At 73.2% G+C, this 19,473-nt stretch carries 15 protein-coding genes and 1 pseudogene; 11 read left to right on the top strand and 5 right to left on the bottom strand.

Going from position 1 to position 19,473, the window contains the following annotated elements; translation table 11 throughout:
- The first annotated feature begins 128 nt into the window (after window positions 1-128).
- Window positions 129-404, top strand: a complete 276-nt coding sequence (locus AC5K6T_RS25425; protein WP_493212558.1) for an exodeoxyribonuclease VII small subunit — start codon at window positions 129-131, stop codon at window positions 402-404.
- Between the two features lie 489 nt (window positions 405-893).
- Here AC5K6T_RS25425 and AC5K6T_RS25420 read toward each other — a convergent pair whose 3' ends face one another.
- Window positions 894-1,418: a DUF4245 domain-containing protein gene (locus AC5K6T_RS25420; protein WP_493212557.1), complete on the bottom strand. Its 525-nt coding sequence runs from the start codon at window positions 1,416-1,418 to the stop codon at window positions 894-896.
- Between the two features lie 128 nt (window positions 1,419-1,546).
- Between AC5K6T_RS25420 and glpX the strand changes: the two genes are divergently transcribed.
- Window positions 1,547-2,581: a class II fructose-bisphosphatase gene (gene glpX, locus AC5K6T_RS25415; RefSeq protein ID WP_493212555.1), complete on the top strand. Its 1,035-nt coding sequence runs from the start codon at window positions 1,547-1,549 to the stop codon at window positions 2,579-2,581.
- 156 nt (window positions 2,582-2,737) lie between these two features.
- Here glpX and AC5K6T_RS25410 read toward each other — a convergent pair whose 3' ends face one another.
- Together AC5K6T_RS25410 and AC5K6T_RS25405 are read right to left on the bottom strand one after the other, a co-directional pair.
- A complete protein-coding gene (locus tag AC5K6T_RS25410) occupies window positions 2,738-3,115 on the bottom strand; it encodes a WhiB family transcriptional regulator (protein ID WP_493212553.1) in 378 nt (125 codons plus the stop codon).
- Between the two features lie 113 nt (window positions 3,116-3,228).
- On the bottom strand, window positions 3,229-3,990 hold the full coding sequence (locus tag AC5K6T_RS25405) for a DUF1707 SHOCT-like domain-containing protein (protein WP_493212551.1): 762 nt from the start codon (window positions 3,988-3,990) through the stop codon (window positions 3,229-3,231).
- A gap of 155 nt (window positions 3,991-4,145) precedes the next feature.
- On the opposite strand from AC5K6T_RS25405, the gene AC5K6T_RS25400 reads away from it, so the two are divergent.
- The 4 genes from AC5K6T_RS25400 to AC5K6T_RS25385 all read left to right on the top strand — a co-directional run bounded on the left by AC5K6T_RS25400 (window position 4,146) and on the right by AC5K6T_RS25385 (window position 11,139).
- The gene (locus tag AC5K6T_RS25400; protein WP_493212550.1) at window positions 4,146-5,834 is read left to right on the top strand and encodes a fumarate hydratase; all 1,689 of its coding nucleotides are present in this window, start codon (window positions 4,146-4,148) and stop codon (window positions 5,832-5,834) included.
- A gap of 432 nt (window positions 5,835-6,266) precedes the next feature.
- Complete coding sequence (locus AC5K6T_RS25395; protein WP_493212548.1) at window positions 6,267-7,664, top strand: class II fumarate hydratase; 1,398 nt, start codon at window positions 6,267-6,269, stop codon at window positions 7,662-7,664.
- A gap of 435 nt (window positions 7,665-8,099) precedes the next feature.
- Window positions 8,100-8,792, top strand: coding sequence for a cytidylyl-2-hydroxypropylphosphonate hydrolase (fomD, locus tag AC5K6T_RS25390; RefSeq protein ID WP_493212546.1), 693 nt, complete (start codon window positions 8,100-8,102; stop codon window positions 8,790-8,792).
- 295 nt (window positions 8,793-9,087) lie between these two features.
- On the top strand, window positions 9,088-11,139 hold the full coding sequence (locus AC5K6T_RS25385) for a SpoIIE family protein phosphatase (protein ID WP_493212545.1): 2,052 nt from the start codon (window positions 9,088-9,090) through the stop codon (window positions 11,137-11,139).
- Window positions 11,140-11,280: 141 nt separating this feature from the next.
- Here the strand turns inward: AC5K6T_RS25385 and AC5K6T_RS25380 are convergent.
- A pseudogene (locus AC5K6T_RS25380) lies at window positions 11,281-11,613 on the bottom strand (transposase); the annotation flags it as partial.
- A 408-nt stretch (window positions 11,614-12,021) separates the two neighbouring features.
- Window positions 12,022-14,319 (bottom strand): transglycosylase domain-containing protein, encoded by a 2,298-nt coding sequence (locus AC5K6T_RS25375; RefSeq protein WP_493212544.1) that lies wholly within the window; start codon window positions 14,317-14,319, stop codon window positions 12,022-12,024.
- 261 nt (window positions 14,320-14,580) lie between these two features.
- On the opposite strand from AC5K6T_RS25375, the gene AC5K6T_RS25370 reads away from it, so the two are divergent.
- From AC5K6T_RS25370 to AC5K6T_RS25350, 5 genes are all read left to right on the top strand, one after another.
- Complete coding sequence (locus AC5K6T_RS25370; RefSeq protein WP_493212542.1) at window positions 14,581-15,504, top strand: SPFH domain-containing protein; 924 nt, start codon at window positions 14,581-14,583, stop codon at window positions 15,502-15,504.
- Window positions 15,450-15,743, top strand: coding sequence for a type II toxin-antitoxin system antitoxin (locus AC5K6T_RS25365; protein WP_493212540.1), 294 nt, complete (start codon window positions 15,450-15,452; stop codon window positions 15,741-15,743). Before AC5K6T_RS25370 ends, AC5K6T_RS25365 begins: the two co-directional genes overlap by 55 nt.
- A gap of 126 nt (window positions 15,744-15,869) precedes the next feature.
- Complete coding sequence (locus tag AC5K6T_RS25360) at window positions 15,870-16,394, top strand: PadR family transcriptional regulator (RefSeq protein WP_493212539.1); 525 nt, start codon at window positions 15,870-15,872, stop codon at window positions 16,392-16,394.
- Entirely contained in the window at window positions 16,391-17,080 is a 690-nt protein-coding gene (locus AC5K6T_RS25355) for an ABC transporter ATP-binding protein (protein ID WP_493212537.1), read from the top strand. Before AC5K6T_RS25360 ends, AC5K6T_RS25355 begins: the two co-directional genes overlap by 4 nt.
- Window positions 17,077-19,416, top strand: coding sequence for an ABC transporter permease (locus AC5K6T_RS25350; RefSeq protein ID WP_493212535.1), 2,340 nt, complete (start codon window positions 17,077-17,079; stop codon window positions 19,414-19,416). The genes AC5K6T_RS25355 and AC5K6T_RS25350 overlap by 4 nt, the downstream gene beginning before the upstream one ends.
- Window positions 19,417-19,473 lie beyond the last annotated feature (57 nt).

Below are 19,473 nucleotides of genomic sequence, written 5' to 3'. Positions count from 1 at the left end.
CCGGGAGACGCGGGGCCCGGGAGACGCAGGGCCCGGGAGACGCGGGGCGGATGCGGACGGGACGAGCCGGAGTGAACCTCCGGAGAGGACTCCGGAGTGAACCTCCGGAGAGAACTTAGGGTGGGCGGATGACCGGCAAGGTGGATGAGGCGCTCGGGTACGAGCAGGCGCGCGACGAGCTGATCGAGGTCGTGCGGCGGCTGGAGGCGGGCGGTACGACGCTGGAGGAGTCCCTGGCGCTCTGGGAGCGCGGCGAGGAACTCGCCCGGGTGTGCCGGCGCTGGCTGGAGGGCGCCCGCGCCCGCCTCGACGCGGCTCTGGCAGCGGAGACCGGGTCCGGCGGGTCCGGCGGGTCCGGCCCGGCCGGGGAGACGGGCGGCGACGCCGAGGACGGCGGGGCGTAGGGCCCTGGGGCGGCCGGGCGCAGGGCGGTGCCGTGAGGGCGGCGCCGTCCGCCCGCAGCCCGGGGCTCGTGGTGCCGCCCGGCGGCGCGGCCGGGGGCTCGCCGGAGGTCGCGGTGTGCCGTCGGCCGGCCGCGGCGCCGTCGTGGCCGGTCTCGCGTGTTCCCCGCGCCCCTTCGGGGCGCCGCCGGACCGCGGTGGGCCTCGCCCGGCCTGCTCGGGGCTTCGGCCGGAAGGGTCCGGCGGGCGCGGCTCGCGGCGTCCGGTGCGGTGCGTCGCCGGGCGGGGCACCACCCGCGTACGGGACCGGGTGGTCCGGTGGCGCGGCGCGGTGTCGTGTCGGACGTCGCGAGCCACAGGGGTGCGGCACACCCCGGTGATCGCCGCGGTGCCCCGTCCGTCGCGCGGGGCCCGTGCGGGAGGCCCGCGGGCCGTCGCAGCGTGCCGGCCGCCGTCGTGTCCGCCGGTCGCGGCCGTCCCCTCAGGCCGGCTTCAGGCCAGCTTCAGGGCCTCGGCCATTTCCGTCAGGCGGGCGAAGGAGGCGGTGCCGGTGACGAGGGTGGTGGCTCCGTCGTCACCCTTCAGGACGAGGGCGTCGTAGCGGCCGCCGGTGCAGCGGGTCCAGGTGCGGCCGTCGATCTCCGCGGTGGTGCCGGTCTCCCGGGAGCCGAGGCTGGCGCGGTCGATGAACGCGGCCGGCCGGTCCGTGGACTGCTCGATCGCCACGTACTCGCCGTCGGGGGCCTGGAAGCCGAGGTGCCAGGCGTCGAACTGGTCGCCCTTGAAGCGCACCGAGGTCGCCTTCCAGGTGTCGGGCAGGCCCTCGGGGGCCGCGACGGCGTAGGGTGCCGCGCGGCGGGCCGTGAGGAGTTCGACCCGGTAGTCGACGCGCTTGACGTCGGGTTCGCTGTCGCCGTGCGGGATGAACGCGTAGACGACCAGTGCCGCCAGGACGATGAGGCCCAGGGAGAGGATCATGTCCCGGGCCGACTTCTGCTTGCCGTCGGTGCCTGCCACGCCCCCATGGTCGCAGGTGACCCCCTCCGCTCATCCGTGGGGCCCCCTGCTCAGTTTGTCGCCCTGACGATAGAGTCGTCGTCCAGAACCCTCATCCGGCCGTCGTCGTATCAGAAAGGTGCGCTCCGATGACCGAGCATCATCATTTGCCGTCCGAGCTGGACGTCCCCTCCGAGGCCCCCGACCGCAACCTCGCCCTGGAACTGGTCCGGGTGACCGAGGCCGCCGCGATGGCCGCGGGCCGTTGGGTGGGGCGCGGCGACAAGAACGGCGCCGACGGTGCCGCGGTGCGCGCCATGCGGACCCTGGTGTCGACCGTGTCGATGAACGGCGTGGTCGTCATCGGCGAGGGCGAGAAGGACGAGGCGCCGATGCTCTTCAACGGGGAGCGGGTCGGTGACGGCACGGGCCCCGAGTGCGACATCGCGGTCGACCCCATCGACGGGACGACGCTGACCGCGAAGGGCATGCCGAACGCGATCGCGGTGCTGGCGGCCACCGAGCGCGGCTCCATGTTCGACCCGTCCGCCGTGTTCTACATGGACAAGCTGGTCACCGGGCCGGAGGCCGCGGACTTCGTCGACATCGACGCGCCGGTGTCGGTGAACATCCGCCGGGTCGCGAAGGCGAAGCGGGCCACGCCGGAGGACGTCACCGTCGTCATCCTGGACCGCCCCCGGCACGAGGGCGTCATCAAGGAGATCCGGGACACCGGCGCCCGGATCAAGCTGATCTCCGACGGCGACGTGGCCGGTTCGATCCTGGCGCTGCGCGAGGGCACCGGCGTGGACCTGCTGCTCGGCATCGGCGGTACGCCGGAGGGCATCATCTCGGCGTGCGCGGTGAAGTGCCTGGGCGGCACCATCCAGGGCAAGCTGTGGCCCAAGGACGACGAGGAGCGGCAGCGGGCGATCGACGCGGGACACGACCTCGACCGCGTGCTGACCACGGAGGACCTGGTCACCGGGGAGAACGTGTTCTTCGTCGCGACCGGCATCACCGACGGCGAGCTGCTGCGCGGGGTGCGCTACCAGTCGGAGTCGGCCACCACGGACTCGATCGTGATGCGGTCGAAGTCGGGGACGGTGCGCCGGATCGACTCCGAGCACCGGCTGAGCAAGCTCCGGGCCTACAGCGCGATCGACTTCGACCGGGCCAAGTGACGCCGGACGGCGCCGGCGACCGGGCGTAGCGGACACCGTCGAACCACGCCGTCGAACCACGCCGTCAAGCCACGGCACCGGAACACGCCGTCGAAGCACGGCATCGAAAAGGGGCGCCCCCTGTGCGGAGGGGGCGCCCCCTGCCGTCCGTCCTGCTCAGCCCGCCTGCGCTATGCGGGCCGCCGCGCTGGTCGTCTTCTTGAGCTCCATCTCGCGACGGCGCCGCCGGGCCAGCACCACACGGCGTTCGGCGGCGGTGAGGCCGCCCCAGACGCCGTAGGGCTCGGGCTGGAGCAGGGCGTGCTCACGGCACTCGATCATGACGGGGCAGCGGGCGCAGACCCGCTTGGCGGCCTCCTCGCGGGACAGCCGGGCGGCGGTGGGCTCCTTGGAGGGGGCGAAGAACAGGCCGGCCTCGTCGCGCCGGCACACCGCCTCGGTGTGCCAGGGTGCGTCTTGGTCCCTGTCCCGCGCTGGCACCCGCTGGTCCGGAACGGCAGCTACCTGTCGGAACGAATGCGGCGTTTGCAGCACGGTCTACTCCTGACGACGGCTTCGCGAGCGAGAGACGATGCAGCAAGGTCTACCCGCTGTACGCGTGCCTATGCAGGGAGTTGGCAACCGCGGAGGGCGGGCGGCTCACGCCGTCAGCGGCCGAGATGCTTGCGCAAACTCTTTTCGACTTTGTACTGGACGCGATCGAGGATGTCCGCGACTGTCCTTCCCCGACGGGGCCAGGCCTCCACACTGCCGAGCACGGCCCGGCCCTCCACGAACACCACGGGCGCCTCGGGGTCGGCCGAGTCCAGTGGGGCCACCTCGAAACTTCCCAGCACGCCGCCGCCGCTGCCGCGCAGGGACACGTTCTCCGGGACGCGGATCTCGACGCTGCCGAAGAGCGAGAACGCCTTGATCGCGACCTGCTGGTACTCGAACAGCGCCTCGCTGAGGTCGATCTCGACGCTGCCGAAGACCGCGTAGGCGTGGATGCGGCGGCCCGCGCGCCAGCGGCCCTTGCGGACGGCGCTGGCGAACACCGCCACCACGTTCTCGTCGGGGTCGACGGGGATCGCGCCGGCCGTCGGGTGGCTCGGGGCGCTGTACGGCGCCGCGCCGGGTCGGGGCGCCTGGGCGGCGGGCAGATCCCGGATGAAGACCTCCAGCTCGCCCACCGTGCGGGCGGTCAGCACGCCCTCGACACGCTCGGCGTGCTCGTCGGCGGTGAGCCGGCCCTCGGCGAGCGCCTCGCGCAGAAGGTCGGCGATCCGGTCGCGGTCGGCGTCGGAGGCCCGCAGGTCACCCGCGGCGGCGGGCCGCGAGACGGACGGCGAGGCCGGCCGGGATGCGGGCCGGGCTGCAGGCCGGGGGCCCGGCCCGGATGCGGCTTCGGTCTGCTGGTGAAGGTCCACGGGAGCAGCGTACCCACTCACGATAGATCGCGACACCCTTTCGCCGGCCCCCACTGAGTCCTACCTCACCGGTACGCCGCCGGAGGCAGGTTCTACGCTGGTGTGCGCCCGCCCATGGAGGCCGGCCGCCGTCTGTCGAGTGAGGAATGGGCGACATGCCACACAGTTCCCCCCCAGCCCGCCCCGCGTTCGCGTACACCGATCTGCTCCCCGTGGGAGAGGACACCACCCCGTACCGGCTGGTGACCGCCGAGGGCGTCTCCACCTTCGAGGCGGACGGACGGACGTTCCTCAGGGTGGAGCCCGAGGCACTGCGCAAGCTGGCCGAGGAGGCCGTGCACGACATCCAGCACTACCTGCGCCCGGCGCACCTCGCGCAGCTGCGCCGGATCATCGACGACCCCGAGGCGTCGGGCAACGACAAGTTCGTCGCGCTGGACCTGCTGAAGAACGCGAACATCGCGGCGGCCGGCGTGCTGCCGATGTGCCAGGACACCGGCACCGCGATCGTGATGGGCAAGCGCGGGCAGAACGTGCTCACCGAGGGCGGTGACGAGGAGGCCCTGTCCCGGGGCATCTTCGACGCCTACACCCGGCTGAACCTCCGCTACTCGCAGATGGCCCCGCTCACCATGTGGGAGGAGCGGAACACCGGCTCCAACCTGCCCGCGCAGATCGAGCTGTACGCCACCGACGGCGGCGCCTACAAGTTCCTGTTCATGGCGAAGGGCGGCGGCTCGGCCAACAAGTCCTTCCTGTACCAGGAGACGAAGGCCGTCCTGAACGAGGCCTCCATGATGAAGTTCCTGGAGGAGAAGATCCGTTCGCTCGGTACGGCCGCCTGCCCGCCGTACCACCTGGCGATCGTGGTCGGCGGCACGTCCGCCGAGTACGCGCTGAAGACCGCCAAGTACGCCTCCGCGCACTACCTGGACGAGATCCCCGCGGAGGGTTCGGAGCTGGGACACGGCTTCCGGGACAAGGAGCTGGAGGAGAAGGTCTTCGAGCTGACCCAGAAGATCGGCATCGGCGCGCAGTTCGGCGGCAAGTACTTCTGCCACGACGTGCGGGTGGTCCGGCTGCCGCGGCACGGCGCGTCCTGCCCGGTCGCCATCGCGGTGTCCTGCTCCGCCGACCGGCAGGCCGTCGCGAAGATCACCGCCGAGGGCGTCTTCCTGGAGCAGCTGGAGACCGACCCGGCGCGCTTCCTGCCCGACACCACGGACGAGCATCTGCAGGAGGGCGACGCCGTCCGCATCGACCTCAACCAGCCGATGGACGACATCCTCGCCGAACTGACCAAGTACCCGGTCAAGACGCGGCTGTCGCTCACCGGGCCGCTGGTGGTGGCCCGCGACATCGCGCACGCCAAGATCAAGGAGCGGCTGGACGCGGGCGAGGACATGCCGCAGTACCTGAAGGACCACCCGGTGTACTACGCCGGCCCCGCGAAGACGCCCGAGGGATACGCGTCGGGGTCCTTCGGTCCGACCACCGCCGGACGCATGGACTCCTACGTGGAGCAGTTCCAGGCGGCCGGCGGCTCCCGGGTGATGCTCGCCAAGGGCAACCGCAGCAGGCAGGTCACCGACGCCTGCGCCGCGCACGGCGGCTTCTACCTCGGCTCGATCGGCGGCCCGGCCGCGCGGCTCGCGCAGGACTGCATCAAGAAGGTCGAGGTCGTCGAGTACGAGGAGCTCGGCATGGAGGCCGTCTGGAAGATCGAGGTCGAGGACTTCCCGGCGTTCATCGTGGTGGACGACAAGGGCAGCGACTTCTTCCAGGACCCCGCCCCGGCGCCGACGTTCACGTCCATCCCGGTGCGGGGCCCGGGGCTCGCCTAGGGCGTGTTTCGAAAGTCCCGCCTGCCTGGCGGCGTCTGGCACGCACGCTCGCCGCGTTGTCGGGCTCGCCCCGATACATCCAGTATCGGGGCGACCCTCCGCCTTGCGATCGCACGCACCAGACGCCGCCAGACCTGCCCTTCGGGCAGACGACGCTACTTTCGAAACACGCCCTAGCACCGCCCCGGCGGGGAGGGCGGCGGCCGGTGACCGCCGCCCTCCCCGCACCCCCTCCCCTTCCTCCCCCCACCCCCTCTCCTCCCCCTCACCCCCCTCACTCCCCTCTCCTCACCCTCCGCCTGCCCCGGCTCCCCCCGCCTGCCCTCCCGCCCCGCCCCGGTCCGCACGGCGGACTCCTGGCCCGCGCCCCGGCGTGCCCGCCGGGAACAGCCGTCGCGTCCCGGATGCTGTGACGGACGGAGGTGATCGGCAGTGGCCGACGAAGAGCAGAGCTATCGCATCGAGCACGACTCCATGGGCGAGGTGCGGGTTCCCGCGCACGCGAAGTGGCGGGCCCAGACCCAGCGCGCGATCGAGAACTTCCCGGTCTCCGGGCAACGCATCGAGCGGGCCCACATCGAGGCGCTCGCCCGGATCAAGGGCGCCGCCGCGAAGGTCAACGCCCGGCTGGGCGTGCTCGATCCGGACATCGCGCGGGCCGTGCAGGAGGCCGCCGCGGAGGTCGCCGAGGGCCGCTGGGACGAGCACTTCCCGGTGGACGTCTTCCAGACGGGCTCGGGCACCTCGTCCAACATGAACACCAACGAGGTCGTCGCGACGCTGGCCACCGAGCGGCTGGGCCGGGACGTCCACCCCAACGACCACGTCAACGCCTCGCAGTCCTCCAACGACGTGTTCCCCTCGTCCCTGCACATCGCCGCCACCGCCGCCGTCACCCGCGACCTGATCCCCGCGCTGGAGCACCTCGCGGCCGCGCTGGAGCGCAAGTCCGCGGAGTTCGCCGACGTGGTGAAGTCCGGCCGTACGCATCTGATGGACGCCACGCCCGTGACGCTGGGCCAGGAGTTCGGCGGGTACGCGGCCCAGGTGCGCTACGGCGTCGAGCGGCTGCGTTCCTCGCTGCCGCGGCTGGCCGAACTGCCGCTGGGCGGGACGGCCGTCGGCACCGGGATCAACACGCCGCCCGGCTTCTCCGCGGCCGTCATCGAGGAGGTCGCCCGCACCACGGGCCTGCCGCTCACCGAGGCCCGCGACCACTTCGAGGCCCAGGGCGCCCGGGACGGGATCGTCGAGACCAGCGGACAGCTGCGGACGATCGCGGTCGGCCTGACGAAGATCGCCAACGATCTGCGCTGGATGGCCTCCGGTCCGCGCACCGGGCTCGCCGAGATCTCCCTGCCCGACCTCCAGCCCGGCTCCTCGATCATGCCCGGCAAGGTCAACCCGGTCGTCCCGGAGGCCGTGCTCATGGTCGCCGCACAGGTCACCGGGAACGACGCCACCGTCGCCGCGGCCGGCGCGGCGGGGAACTTCGAGCTGAACGTGATGCTCCCGGTGATCGCGAGGAACGTGCTGGAGTCGGTGCGGCTGCTCGCCAACGTCGCGCGGCTGCTGGCCGACCGGACCGTCGACGGGATCGTCGCCCACCGCGAGCGGGCCCGCGAGTACGCGGAGTCCTCGCCGTCCGTCATCACCCCGCTGAACCGGTACATCGGCTACGAGGAGGCGGCGAAGGTCGCCAAACGTGCGCTCGCCGAACGCAAGACGATCCGTACGGCCGTGCTGGAGGGCGGCTACGTCGAGCGCGGCGACCTCACCCTGGAGCAGCTCGACGAGGCACTGGACGTGCTGCGCATGACGCGCCCCTGAGGCACCCGGGCGGGCCGGCGCCGCGCCCTCCCGGCGCCGCGCCCTCCGGGACCGCGCCGGACCGCACCGAGGCCTCCGGCCGGAGTCCGGGGCGTCCCGTCCCGGAGCACCCGTACGGGACGCACCCGTACGGGACGCACCCGGGCTTTCGGACGGTGCGGCGCGTGAGGCCCCGCCCGCGCCCTCAAGGCAGTGGGGAGAGCGTGCCGGGCGTCGCGACGGGGCGAGCGTCGCCCGCCGCGGTGCTAGGGCGTGTTTCGAAAGTAGCGTGGTCTGCCCGAAGGGCAGGTCTGGCGGCGTCTGGTGCGTGCGATCGCAAGGCGGAGGGTCGCCCCGATACTGGATGTATCGGGGCGAGCCCGACAACGCGGCGAGCGTGCGTGCCAGACGCCGCCAGGCAGGCGGGACTTTCGAAACACGCCCTAGTATCTGCGCATGGCGGACGGTACGGCGATGAGACACGGGACGGCGGACGGTTCGGCTGCCCGCTGGGAGCCCGGCAGTCAGATCCTGTGGCGCTACCGGGAGAACGGCGGCAGCCGCTTCCACATCGCACGGCCCGTCACCGTCGTGCGCGACGACGCCGAACTGCTCGCCGTCTGGCTGGCCCCCGGCACCGAGTGCGTGAAACCGGTGCTCGCGGACGGCACTCCGGTGCACCTGGAGCCGCTCCCGACCCGCTACACCAGGCCGCGCGCGGTGCAGCGCGACCGCTGGTCCGGCACCGGCGTGCTGAAGCTGGCCCGGCCCGGCCGGCCCTGGTCGGTGTGGCTGTTCTGGGACCCGGGCTGGAAGTTCAAGAACTGGTACGTCAACCTGGAGGAGCCGCTGGTCCGTTGGGTGGGCGGTGTTGACTCGGAGGACCATTTCCTGGACATCTCGGTCCATCCGGACGGCAGTTGGCACTGGCGCGACGAGGACGAGTTCGCGCAGGCACAGCACGACGGCCTGGTGGACTCCGGGCTGGCCGGACGGGTGCGGGCGGCCGGCCGGGCCGCGGTGGAGGACATCCGGTCCTGGGGGACGCCGTACGCGGACCGGTGGCAGGACTGGCGCCCGAACGCGTCCTGGACGGTACCGTCTCTGCCGGACGACTGGGACCGTACGCCCGCGCACGTGTCCTCATGAGACCCTTGATGCGCCCCCGGGCGTGAAACGTAGGATCGTCCTCCGCAAGGGCGCGTGGAGGCAACGCCCGGAGCGCACAGCGAGTCTGACCGGATGTCACCGAGGGGCGGCAGGGCGTGAGCGAGGGGTACCAGGGCAACACCCGTGCGGGCCGACCCCGGTCCGCCGGTGACACAGGAGAAGTCTCTGACCACGCGGGAAACCTGTTCCGGGGGCATGTATTCCGGGTATCGGGTTCTCTGCGGGACGAAGTGCACGCACGGCGCGCAGCCCCGGACGGACGGATTTCACAGGCGTGACGGAGCACCCCACCTCCTACGAACGCCCGCAGGCGGGCGTCGACCCCGCGGATCCCCGCGGGGCGCTCCTGCGTGCCCAGCCACCGGCCCGGACACCGGGTTCCGCCTTACCGGCACAGGCCCGCGCGGGTGAGTCCCCGGCGGGCGGCACCTCGGTGACGCCGGCCGGCTCCGGCGGCTCCGAGCACTCCCAGCCGGCCGGTGCGGAGCCCGACACCCACCGCCCGCGCCCGGCCCCCGAGTCCATCCCGGCCCAGCCCGGCCAGGAGGGCCCCGGGCGGGGTCCGGGCGGGCAGGAGCGTCGCAGCGGCCAGGGCGTGCCGGGCGGGCGGCCGACGCCGATGCGGCGGGACGGGGACCGGCTGCGCTTCGTGGGCGCGGCGACCCGGCGGATCGCCCGCGGCATCGACCTCGACGAGATCGTCATGGGGCTGTGCCGGGCGACGGTGCCGACCTTCGCGGACGCCATCCTCGTCCACCTGCGCGACCCGCTGCCGGTGGGTGACGAGCGGCCGACCGGTCCGGTGGTGCTGCGGCTGCGGCGCACCGACCGGATACCGGAGGAACGCGACGCCGACGGCGGCCTCCTCGCGGCCCGGACACCGGAGCAGGCCGAGCTGCCGGCGGTCACGGCCGACGTGTGCGAGGTGCGGCCCGGCGGGGCGCTCGCGGAGGTGCTGCGCGGGGTGCGGCCGGTGTTCGCCGACGCGCCCGCGGCGCGCGCCGCGCTGCCCGAACTGCTCGGCGAGGCGGCGGAGTCGGTGGTGCCCGGCGGGCGCCGGGCGATCCTGGCCCCGCTGCGGGGCCGGCGACGGGTGATCGGCGCGGCCGTGTTCCTGCGCCGGCCGGAGCGGATCCCGTTCGAGACGGACGACCTGCTGGTGGCGGCGCAGCTGGCCACGCACAGCGCGCTGGGCATCGACAAGGCGGTGCTGTACGGGCGGGAGGCGTACATCGCCGACGAGCTGCAGCGCACCATGCTGCCGGAGACGCTGCCGCGGCCCACCGGGGTGCGGCTGGCGTCGCGCTACCTGCCGGCGGCGGAGACGGCGCGGGTGGGAGGCGACTGGTACGACGCGATCCCGCTGCCGGGTTCCCGGGTGGCGCTGGTGGTCGGTGACGTGATGGGGCACTCCATGACGTCGGCGGCGATCATGGGGCAGTTGCGGACGACGGCGCAGACGCTGGCCGGGCTGGACCTGCCGCCGCAGGAGGTGCTGCACCATCTCGACGAGCAGGCGCAGCGGCTGGGGACGGACCGGATGGCGACGTGTCTGTACGCCGTCTACGACCCGGTGACGCACCGGATCACGGTGGCCAACGCGGGGCATCCGCCGCCGGTGCTGCTGCATCTGGGCGGCCGGGCCGAGGTGCTGCGGGTGCCGCCGGGCGCGCCGATCGGGGTGGGCGGGGTCGACTTCGAGGCGGTGGAGCTGGACGCTCCGGCCGGGGCGACGCTGCTGCTGTACACGGACGGGCTGGTGGAGTCGCGGCTGCGGGACGTGTGGACGGGGATAGAGCAGCTGCGGGAGCGGCTGGCCGCCACGGCTCAGCTGACCGGGCCGGACCATCCGCCGCCGCTGGAGGCGTTGTGCGACGAGGTCCTGGACATGCTGGGCCCCGGGGACCGGGACGACGACATCGCGCTGCTCGCGGCGCGGTTCGACGGGATCCCGCCCAGTGATGTGGCGTCCTGGCTGCTGGACCCGGAGGACTCGGCGCCCGGCCGGGCGCGGCGGCAGGCGCGGGCCGCGCTGGCCCGGTGGGGGCTCCAGGAGCTCAGTGACTCCGTGGAGCTGCTGGTGAGCGAGGTCGTGACGAACGCGGTGCGCTATGCGTCGCGGCCGGTCACCCTGCGGCTGCTGCGTACGGACGTGCTGCGGTGCGAGGTCGTGGACGATGTGCCGCAGCTGCCCCGGCTGCGGCAGGCGCGGGCGACGGACGAGGGCGGCCGGGGGCTGTATCTGGTCAACCGGCTGGCACGGCGGTGGGGCGCGACCCGGCTGAGCACGGGGAAAGTGGTGTGGTTCGAGCTGAACCGGACCTGAGGCGGCGCGCTCTCCCGCGGTCGGTCGCCCCGAGCAGGACCGGGTCCTAGGCGACGCGCTCCCGAGGCCGGACCGGGTCCTAGAAGGCTGCTGAAAATCTTGTTGGGGGCTGTCCGGCCTGAGGCCGGATGGCCCCTTTCCCTATGCGGTGGCGGGGGTGAGGTGCCAGGTAGTGCTGGTCCGGGTGAGTCCGAGGTTGATCAGTCGGCGGAGGTTGAGGGCGGCGGCGCGGTGGTGGAGCCAGATGTTGTTGGCGATCACGCCGCGGTGGGGGACTCTGCGGTTGCCTTTGCCGACGAGCCAGGCGATGGCGCGTTCGACGGGGGGCCGCCATCGGCGGTATTCGTCCTGCCAGGCGGGGTCGGTGGCGGCCTGGTGGCGGGCGGCGGCCAGCAGTTCGTGCTGGGGGTGGACGTTCACGGTGCGTCCGGTCTTGGAGGTGGTGCAGCGTTCCCGCAGGGGGCAGTCGGCGCAGAGGCGTTTGAACTGGGCGGTGCGGGCGCCGTCTTCTAGGCGACGCGCTCCCGAGGCCGGACGGGGCGGAGCCGGGCCGGCCCTGGGGCGACGGCGGCCGGGTCCGCGGGGGCTTGCGTCGCGGCCGCCGTGCGCGTCACGGCGGCCGCGCCCGCCTCACCGGCCGGCCGGGGCGCCCCAAGAGCCGGGCACGCGCACCTCACCGGCCGGCCGCGGCCGTGGCAGCGGCTGAGCCCGCGGCAGGAGTCGGGCTCGTGGCAGCGGCTGTGCCCGCGGCAGGAGTCGGGCTCGTGGCAGCGGCTGAGCCCGCGGCAGGAGTCGGGCTCGTGGTCCGGGCCGGCGGCCCGGGCACCGGGGCCCGGCATGCGTCCGCGTGTGCCGGGCCCCGTCCGTCCGCCGCGGGGCCGCTCACTGCACGGGGTCTGCGGGGTCGGCCGGCTCCTCGGTGGTGGGTTCGTCCGTCACCGGCGGCGTGGTCGGTGGCGTGGTGGGCGGCTCGGTGGTCGGGGCCTCGGTGGTCGGGGCCTCGGTGGTCGGCTCCTGGGTCGGCGGCTCGGTGGTGGGGGCCTCGGTGGTCGGGGCCTCGGTGGTCGGCTCCTCGGACGGCGTCGTGCTCTCGGACTCCGTCTCGGTGGGGGTCCAGGTCGGTTCGACGGCCGCGCCCTGGTCGGTCTCCAGGTCGAACTCGGTGACCTCGGTCTGGACGCCGAAGGTGTAGGCGGCCCAGATCAGGGCGGGGAAGCCGCCGCCGTTGACCCGGTCCTCGCCGCCCGCCTCGTACATGGGGACCTGCGGGTGCGGGGCCTTGTCGTCCTCGCCGAACAGACCGACGGAGGTGACCAGGTTCGGGGTGAAGCCGGTGAACCAGGCCGACTTGTTGTTGTCGGAGGTGCCGGTCTTGCCCGCGACCTGCTGGCCGTCGCGCAGCGGGTTGTCGCGCACCGCGCGGCGGGCGGTGCCGTCGTCGACGACGCCGGTCAGCACGGAGGTGACGCCGTCGGCGGCCTCGCGGCTGATGACCCGGTCGCCGACCGGGTCGGGGATGTCGAGGGTGCGGTCGCGCCTCTCGGCGGACTTGACGATGCTCGGGGTGACCTTCTCGCCGTGGTGGGCGAAGGTGGCGTAGATGCCGGCCATCTCCAGGGGGCTGGCGCCCATGGAGCCCAGGGTCTGGGCGGGCACGGCCTGCATGCCCTCGGTGTCCATGCCGAGCCGCTCGGCGGTCTTCATCACCGTGTCCATGCCGACGTCGATGCCCATCTGGGCGAACACCGAGTTGACGGACTTGTTCATGGCGGTCTGGACGGTGATGTCGCCGTAGTCGACGTCGTCCTCGTTGGGCGGGGCGAAGCCGACCTTGCGGCCGTGGTCCACGGCCGGGCGGCGGCTGTCGCCGTCGTAGACCGTGCCCGCGGTGATCGGGTCGCCGTCCTGGGTCTCGGCGCCCTCCTGGAAGGCGGCGGCGAGGATGACCGGCTTGAAGGTGGAGGCGGGCTGGAAGTCGCGGCGGGTGGCGTTGCTGATGTAGTGCTTGAAGTAGTCCTGGCCGCCGTACAGGGCGACGATCTTCCCGGTCCTCGGGTCGACGGAGACGGCGCCCGCCTGGACGTCGGCGTCGACATCGCGCTTGTCGGGGTCCAGCCTGCTGGTGAGCTGGGTCTTGACGGCCTTCTCCAGCGCGGCCTGCTTCCTGGGGTCGATGTTCAGGGTGATGGTCCAGCCCTGCCCCTCGACCTGGGCGGCGGCCTCCGAGCGGGTGATGCCCTCCTCGGCGATGAGCCGGTCCTCCAGCTGCCGGTTGGCGAGCGCCACGAGGTAGCCCTTCTGGCCCTCCATGCCGGGGGCGCCCTTGGGGTCCTTCGGCACGGGGAACTCCATCCCGGTGCGTTCGGCGGAGTCGAGCCACTTCTCCTCGACCATGTTGTCCAGGACGTAGTTCCAGCGGTTCTTCACCAGGGTCTTGCCGGCTTCGGAGGCGACGGCCCAGTCGTACTGGCTGGGTGCCTGGAGCAGCGCGGCGAGGTAGGCGCCCTGCTCGACGGTGAGGTCCTCGGCGTCGACGCGGTAGTAGGCCTGGGCGGCGGCCTGGATGCCGTAGGCGCCGCGGCCGTAGTAGCTGGTGTTGATGTAGCCCGCGAGGATGGCGTCCTTGGTCATGCGCCGGTCCACCTTGAGGGCGATCACCAGTTCCTTGAACTTGCGGGTGAGGGTCTGCTCCTGGCTGAGGTAGTAGTTCTTGACGTACTGCTGGGTGATGGTGGAGCCGCCCTGGCGGCCCTTGCCGAGGGCGGTGTTGACCAGGCCGCGGGCGGTGCCCTTGAAGTCGACGCCGCCGTCGTCGTAGAACGATTTGTTCTCGGCGGCGACGAAGGTCTTCTGCACGGAGGCCGGCACCTTGGCGAGGTCGACGATCTCGCGGTTGACCTCGCCGTCGCGGGCCAGCATGGTGCCGTCGCTGAACTTGTAGACGTTGCTCTGCCGCTGGGCCGCGACGTTGCCCTCGGGGACGTCCACGGCGAAGTAGAGCGCGACGAGGGCGCCGATGCCGAGCAGGCACACGCCCAGGAACGTGCCGAGGATCTTCTTCCAGGTGAAGAAGCGGCGTATGCCGCTGCGGCGGCCGGCCGCGCCGGACGGGCTGCGGCCCGGCGCCGCGCGGCGGCGGCCGCCGCGCTGTCGCGCTCGTCTCTCTTCCGCTCGTCCCATCTGTGCGTCCGCTCCGCTTCGTCCTCAGGGGGCTCGGGGGGCCCGTACGTGTCTCGGCTCAGGTCAGCTCAGAAAGCTAACACCGGTTTATGTGACCAAGTCCGGCCGGTCCGGGGCTTTCCGGACGTGACATAGAGCACCTGTCTCTCGGGAACCGACGTACGGGAGGGGCGGAAGGTTGCCACAGCCAGGAAAAGTGATATCACTTAGATAGTTCACACCGGCTCCACGGAGCACCGCACGAGAACGGGGGGACCCTCCATGTCCGCACCTTCCACCGACCTTCCCGGCATGCCCGAGGCCGGGGTGAGAGAGGTCGCCGCTCGCAGCATCGGCGGCGGACTCGCCCTGCTGCTGGGCCTGGCGGGCCTGCTCAGCGGGGTGGGCCTGATCGTCCTGGGCACCACGACGGCGTCCGCCGCCGCCCAGACCGCGCTGTCCGTCACCGGGGCCGTGGTCATCGCCGCCTCGGCGCTCGCGCTGGGCGGGCTCAACATGGTGGCGCCGGGCGAGGCCCGGGTCGTACAGCTCTTCGGCCGCTACCGGGGCACCATCCGGCAGGACGGCCTGCGCTGGGTGAATCCGCTCACATCACGCACGAAGATCTCCACCCGGGTCCGCAACCACGAGACCGCGGTGCTGAAGGTCAACGACGCCTACGGCAACCCGATCGAGCTCGCCGCGGTCGTGGTGTGGCGGGTCGAGGACACCGCGCAGGCCGTCTTCGAGGTGGACGACTACCTGGAGTTCGTCTCCACCCAGACCGAGGCCGCCGTGCGCCACATCGCCATCGAGTACCCCTACGACGCCCACGACGAGGAGGGGCTGTCGCTGCGCGGCAACGCCGAGGAGATCACCGAGAAGCTCGCCGTGGAGCTGCGCGCCCGGGTGGAGGCGGCCGGGGTCCAGATCATCGAGTCCCGCTTCACCCACCTCGCCTACGCCCCCGAGATCGCCTCCGCGATGCTCCAGCGGCAGCAGGCCGGGGCGGTCGTCGCGGCCCGGCGGCAGATCGTGGACGGCGCCGTCGGCATGGTCGAGGCCGCGCTGGCCCGGATCGAGGCGCAGGACATCGTGGAGCTCGACGGGGAGCGGAAGGCGGCGATGGTGTCCAACCTGATGGTGGTGCTGTGCGGGGACCGCGCGGCCCAGCCGGTGCTCAACACCGGGACGCTCTACCAGTGAGCGAAGCCGAGGGGATGCCTCCCGAGCGCCGGCCGCAGCAGCGCAAGCAGGTGCTGCTGCGGCTGGACCCCGCGGTGTACGAGGCGCTCGCCCGCTGGGCCTCGGACGAACTGCGGTCGGCCAACGCGCAGATCGAGTTCCTGCTCCGGCGCGCCCTCGCCGAGAGCGGCCGACTGCCCCGGGACACCGGCCCGCTCCCCCGCCGGGGCCGCCCGCCGAAGCCGCCCGGACCGCCGTAGCAGAACCGTGACGAACGGCCCCGACCTGGGCGGGCACCACCGCCACCGGCACCGCGGAGTCTTCCCGGGCGCCTGTATGCCAGGTGTGTATACATCGCAGGTATACATGCTGTGTAGAGTCGAGCCATGTCCATCGGTCACACCCTTCTGGGACTCCTGGAGTCCGGCCCGCGCCACGGCTACGACCTCAAGCGGGCGTTCGACGCGAAGTTCGGCCACGACCGGCCGCTGCACTACGGCCAGGTCTACTCGACGATGTCCCGCCTGCTGAAGAACGGGCTCGTCGAGGTCGACGGCATAGAGGCCGGCGACGGCCCCGAGCGCAAGCGGTACGCGATCACCGAGGCCGGCGTCACCGACGTGGAGCGCTGGCTGGCGACCCCGGAGAAGCCGGAGCCGTACCTGCAGTCCACGCTCTACACCAAGGTCGTGCTCGCGCTGCTCACCCACCGCGACGCCGCCGACCTCCTCGACACCCAGCGCACCGAGCACCTGCGGCTGATGCGCACGCTGACCGAACGCAAGCGCCGGGGCGATCTCGCCGACCAGCTGATCTGCGACCACGCCCTGTTCCACCTGGAGGCCGACCTGCGCTGGCTGGAGCTGACCGCCGCGCGACTCGGCCGGCTCGCCGAGGCGGTGACCGCGTGAAGGCCCCCGCCGGATCCCTGCTCGTCGCCGAGGGGCTGCACAAGGCCTACGGCCGGACCCCCGCCCTGGACGGCGCGTCCTTCTCCATCCACCCCGGCGAGGTCGTCGCCGTGATGGGCCCCTCGGGCTCCGGCAAGTCGACCTTGCTGCACTGCCTCGCCGGCATCGTCACCCCCGACGCCGGGTCGATCCGCTACGACGGCCGCGAGATGGCGTCCATGGGCGACGCCGAGCGCAGCCGGCTGCGCCGCACCGAGTTCGGCTTCGTCTTCCAGTTCGGCCAGCTCGTACCGGAGCTGACCTGCGTGGAGAACGTGGCCCTGCCGCTGCGGCTGAACGGCGTCCCCGGCCGGCAGGCCCGTCGCACGGCGCTGGAGTGGATGCAGCGGCTGGAGGTCGACGACCTGGCCGGCCAGCGGCCCGGCGAGGTCTCCGGCGGCCAGGGCCAGCGCGTCGCCGTGGCGCGGTCCCTGGTGACGGGCCCACGGCTGCTGTTCGCCGACGAGCCGACCGGCGCCCTCGACTCCCTCAACGGCGAGCGCGTGATGGAACTGCTGACCGACGCCGCCCGGTCCGCCAACACCGCCGTGGTCCTGGTCACCCACGAGGCCCGGGTCGCCGCCTACTCCGACCGCGAGACCGTCGTCCGCGACGGGCGCACCCGGGACATGGAGCGCGCCGTATGAACTCCCGCCAGTGGGCCCGCGACCTCGCCCTCGGCGCCCGGTTCGCCTTCACCGGACGCGGCGGCCTGGGGCGGGCGGTGCTCACCGCCGTCGGGGTCGGGCTGGGCGTGGCCCTGCTGCTCCTCACCACCGCCGTACCGAACGTGCTCGCGGAGCGCGACGCGCGCGGGGCGGCCCGCGGGGACAACCTGTACATGCCGGTGAAGGTCGCCCGGTCGGACGCGACCGTCGTCGTCGCCGACGTGTCCACGACCTTCCGCGGCCAGGACGTCCGCGGCCGCGCCCTGGAGCCGGAGGGCCCGCGGGCGCCGCTGCCGCCGGGCCTGGCAGCCTTCCCCCGGACCGGCGACCTGGCGGTCTCCCCCGCGCTGAAGCGGCTGCTCGCCTCGGACGAGGGCCGGCTGCTGCGTGAGCGGCTGCCCGGCCGGATCACCGGCACCATCGCGGAGGAGGGCCTGGTCGGCCCCGCCGAGCTGGCCTTCTACCGGGGCGGCGAGCACCTGGCCGCGGGCCTGCGCACCGGCTGGGTGAACCGGGTCGAGCGGTTCGGCGACCTCAACCCGTACCGCGAGCCGATGGACCCCGTCCTGCTGCTGCTGGTGCTGGTGATGTTCGTGGTGCTGCTGATGCCGGTCGCGGTGTTCATCGCGGCGGCCGTACGGTTCGGCGGTGAGCGGCGCGACCAGCGGCTCGCGGCGCTCCGGCTGGTCGGCTCGGACCGCGCGATGACCAAGCGGGTCGCGGCGGGCGAGGCGCTCGCTGGGGCCTCGCTGGGGCTGGTGTTCGGCGCCGGCTTCTTCCTGGCCGGACGTCAGCTGGTGGGCACCTTCGAGGTGTTCGACATCAGTGTGTTCCCCAGCTATGTGGACCCCTCCCCCTGGCTGGCCGCACTGGTCGCGGTGACGGTGCCGGCCGCGGCCGTCCTGGTGACGCTGCTCGCGCTGCGGGGCGTGGTGATCGAGCCGCTCGGCGTGGTGCGGACCGGCAGGCCCGCCCGGCGGCGGCTGTGGTGGCGGCTGCTGCTGCCGCTGGCCGGTCTGGGCATGCTGGTCCCGATGGCGGGCAAGGGCCGCGACGACGGCGACTTCAACCAGTACCTGGTGACCGGCGGCGTCGTCTGCCTGCTCGTCGGGATCACCGCGCTGCTGCCGTGGGTGGTGGAGAGGGTCGTCGCCCGGCTGGGCGCCGGACCGGTGTCCTGGCAGCTGGCGGTGCGCCGGCTCCAGCTGAGCAGCGGCACCGCGGCCCGCACGGTCAACGGCATCGCGGTGGCGGTGGCCGGGGCGATCGCGCTGCAGATGCTGTTCGCCGGGGTGGAGGGCGACTACTCCCGGGACACCGGACGCGACGTGGAGCGCGTGCAGATGCAGGTCGACCTCACCGGTGACCTCGAACCGGGGCCGCTGGCCGAGCGGTTCCGGGACACCAGGGGGGTACGGACGGCGTACGCCGTGTCCGAGGGCGACCTCGGCGACCGCCCGGCGGACCCGGTGGACAGCACCGCGGTGACCGTCGGCGACTGCGCGGCCCTGCGGACGCTGGCGAAGCTGCCGTCCTGCCGCGAGGGCGACGTGTTCGCGGTGCACGGCGCGAAGTGGGACACCGCCACGGCGAAGCTGGCGCGTCCCGGGCGCACGCTGTACATCGACCCGGACTACGACGACGGCGGCGAGGCGGCGCCGGGGGCCGCGGTGCCCTGGACCCTGCCCGGGAAGCTGAAACGGGCCGAGCCCGCGACCGGCCCGTCCGGCGGCGAACGGGGCGGCTTCCTCGTCACACCGGGCGGGCTGCCCGACGCGGCCTCCCCCGTCGTGCGCGAGCGGCTGTACCTCGCCGTGGACCGGGCGGTGCCGGACGCGGAGGAGCTGGTGCGCAACACCGCGGTGGCGGTCGACCCGCTGTCCATCACGTACACCTGGCACGCCGTGGAGCGCTCGCGCCGCTTCGACTCGATCCGCACCGGCCTGTTCGTGGGCGCCGCCTGCGTACTGGCGCTGATCGGGGCGAGCCTGCTGGTGTCCCAGCTGGAGCAGTTGCGCGAGCGGCGCAGGCTGCTGTCCACGCTGGTCGCATTCGGCACCCGGCGGCGCACGCTGAGCCTGTCGGTGCTGTGGCAGACGGCCCTGCCGGTCGGCCTCGGACTGCTGCTGGCCGGCGCGGTCGGGGTGGCGCTGGGTGCGGTGCTGCTGCGGATGACCGACACGGCCGTGCACGTGGACTGGGGCAGCGTGCTGGCGATGACCGGCATCGCCGCGGCCGTGGTCGCCGCGGTGACCCTGCTCAGCCTGCCCCCGCTGGTGCGGCTGATGCGTCCGGAGGGGCTGCGCACGGAGTAGGCCCCGCGGTGCGCCGGGCCGCTCCGGCGGCCCGGCGCCGCTGAGCGCCCCGCTGGG

The organism is Streptomyces sp. B8-7 (assembly GCF_058833805.1).
This window is presented reverse-complemented; position numbering and strand designations above follow the sequence as displayed.

Bases quoted from the DNA above. Each gene is read 5' to 3' on its own strand.
- AC5K6T_RS25425 (WP_493212558.1), top strand. From the start codon at position 129: ATGACCGGCAAGGTGGATGAGGCGCTCGGGTACGAGCAGGCGCGCGAC.
- glpX (WP_493212555.1), top strand. From the start codon at position 1,547: ATGACCGAGCATCATCATTTGCCGTCCGAGCTGGACGTCCCCTCCGAG.
- AC5K6T_RS25400 (WP_493212550.1), top strand. From the start codon at position 4,146: ATGCCACACAGTTCCCCCCCAGCCCGCCCCGCGTTCGCGTACACCGAT.
- fomD (WP_493212546.1), top strand. From the start codon at position 8,100: ATGGCGGACGGTACGGCGATGAGACACGGGACGGCGGACGGTTCGGCT.
- AC5K6T_RS25375 (WP_493212544.1), bottom strand. From the start codon at position 14,319: ATGGGACGAGCGGAAGAGAGACGAGCGCGACAGCGCGGCGGCCGCCGC.
- AC5K6T_RS25370 (WP_493212542.1), top strand. From the start codon at position 14,581: ATGTCCGCACCTTCCACCGACCTTCCCGGCATGCCCGAGGCCGGGGTG.
- AC5K6T_RS25360 (WP_493212539.1), top strand. From the start codon at position 15,870: ATGTCCATCGGTCACACCCTTCTGGGACTCCTGGAGTCCGGCCCGCGC.
- AC5K6T_RS25350 (WP_493212535.1), top strand. From the start codon at position 17,077: ATGAACTCCCGCCAGTGGGCCCGCGACCTCGCCCTCGGCGCCCGGTTC.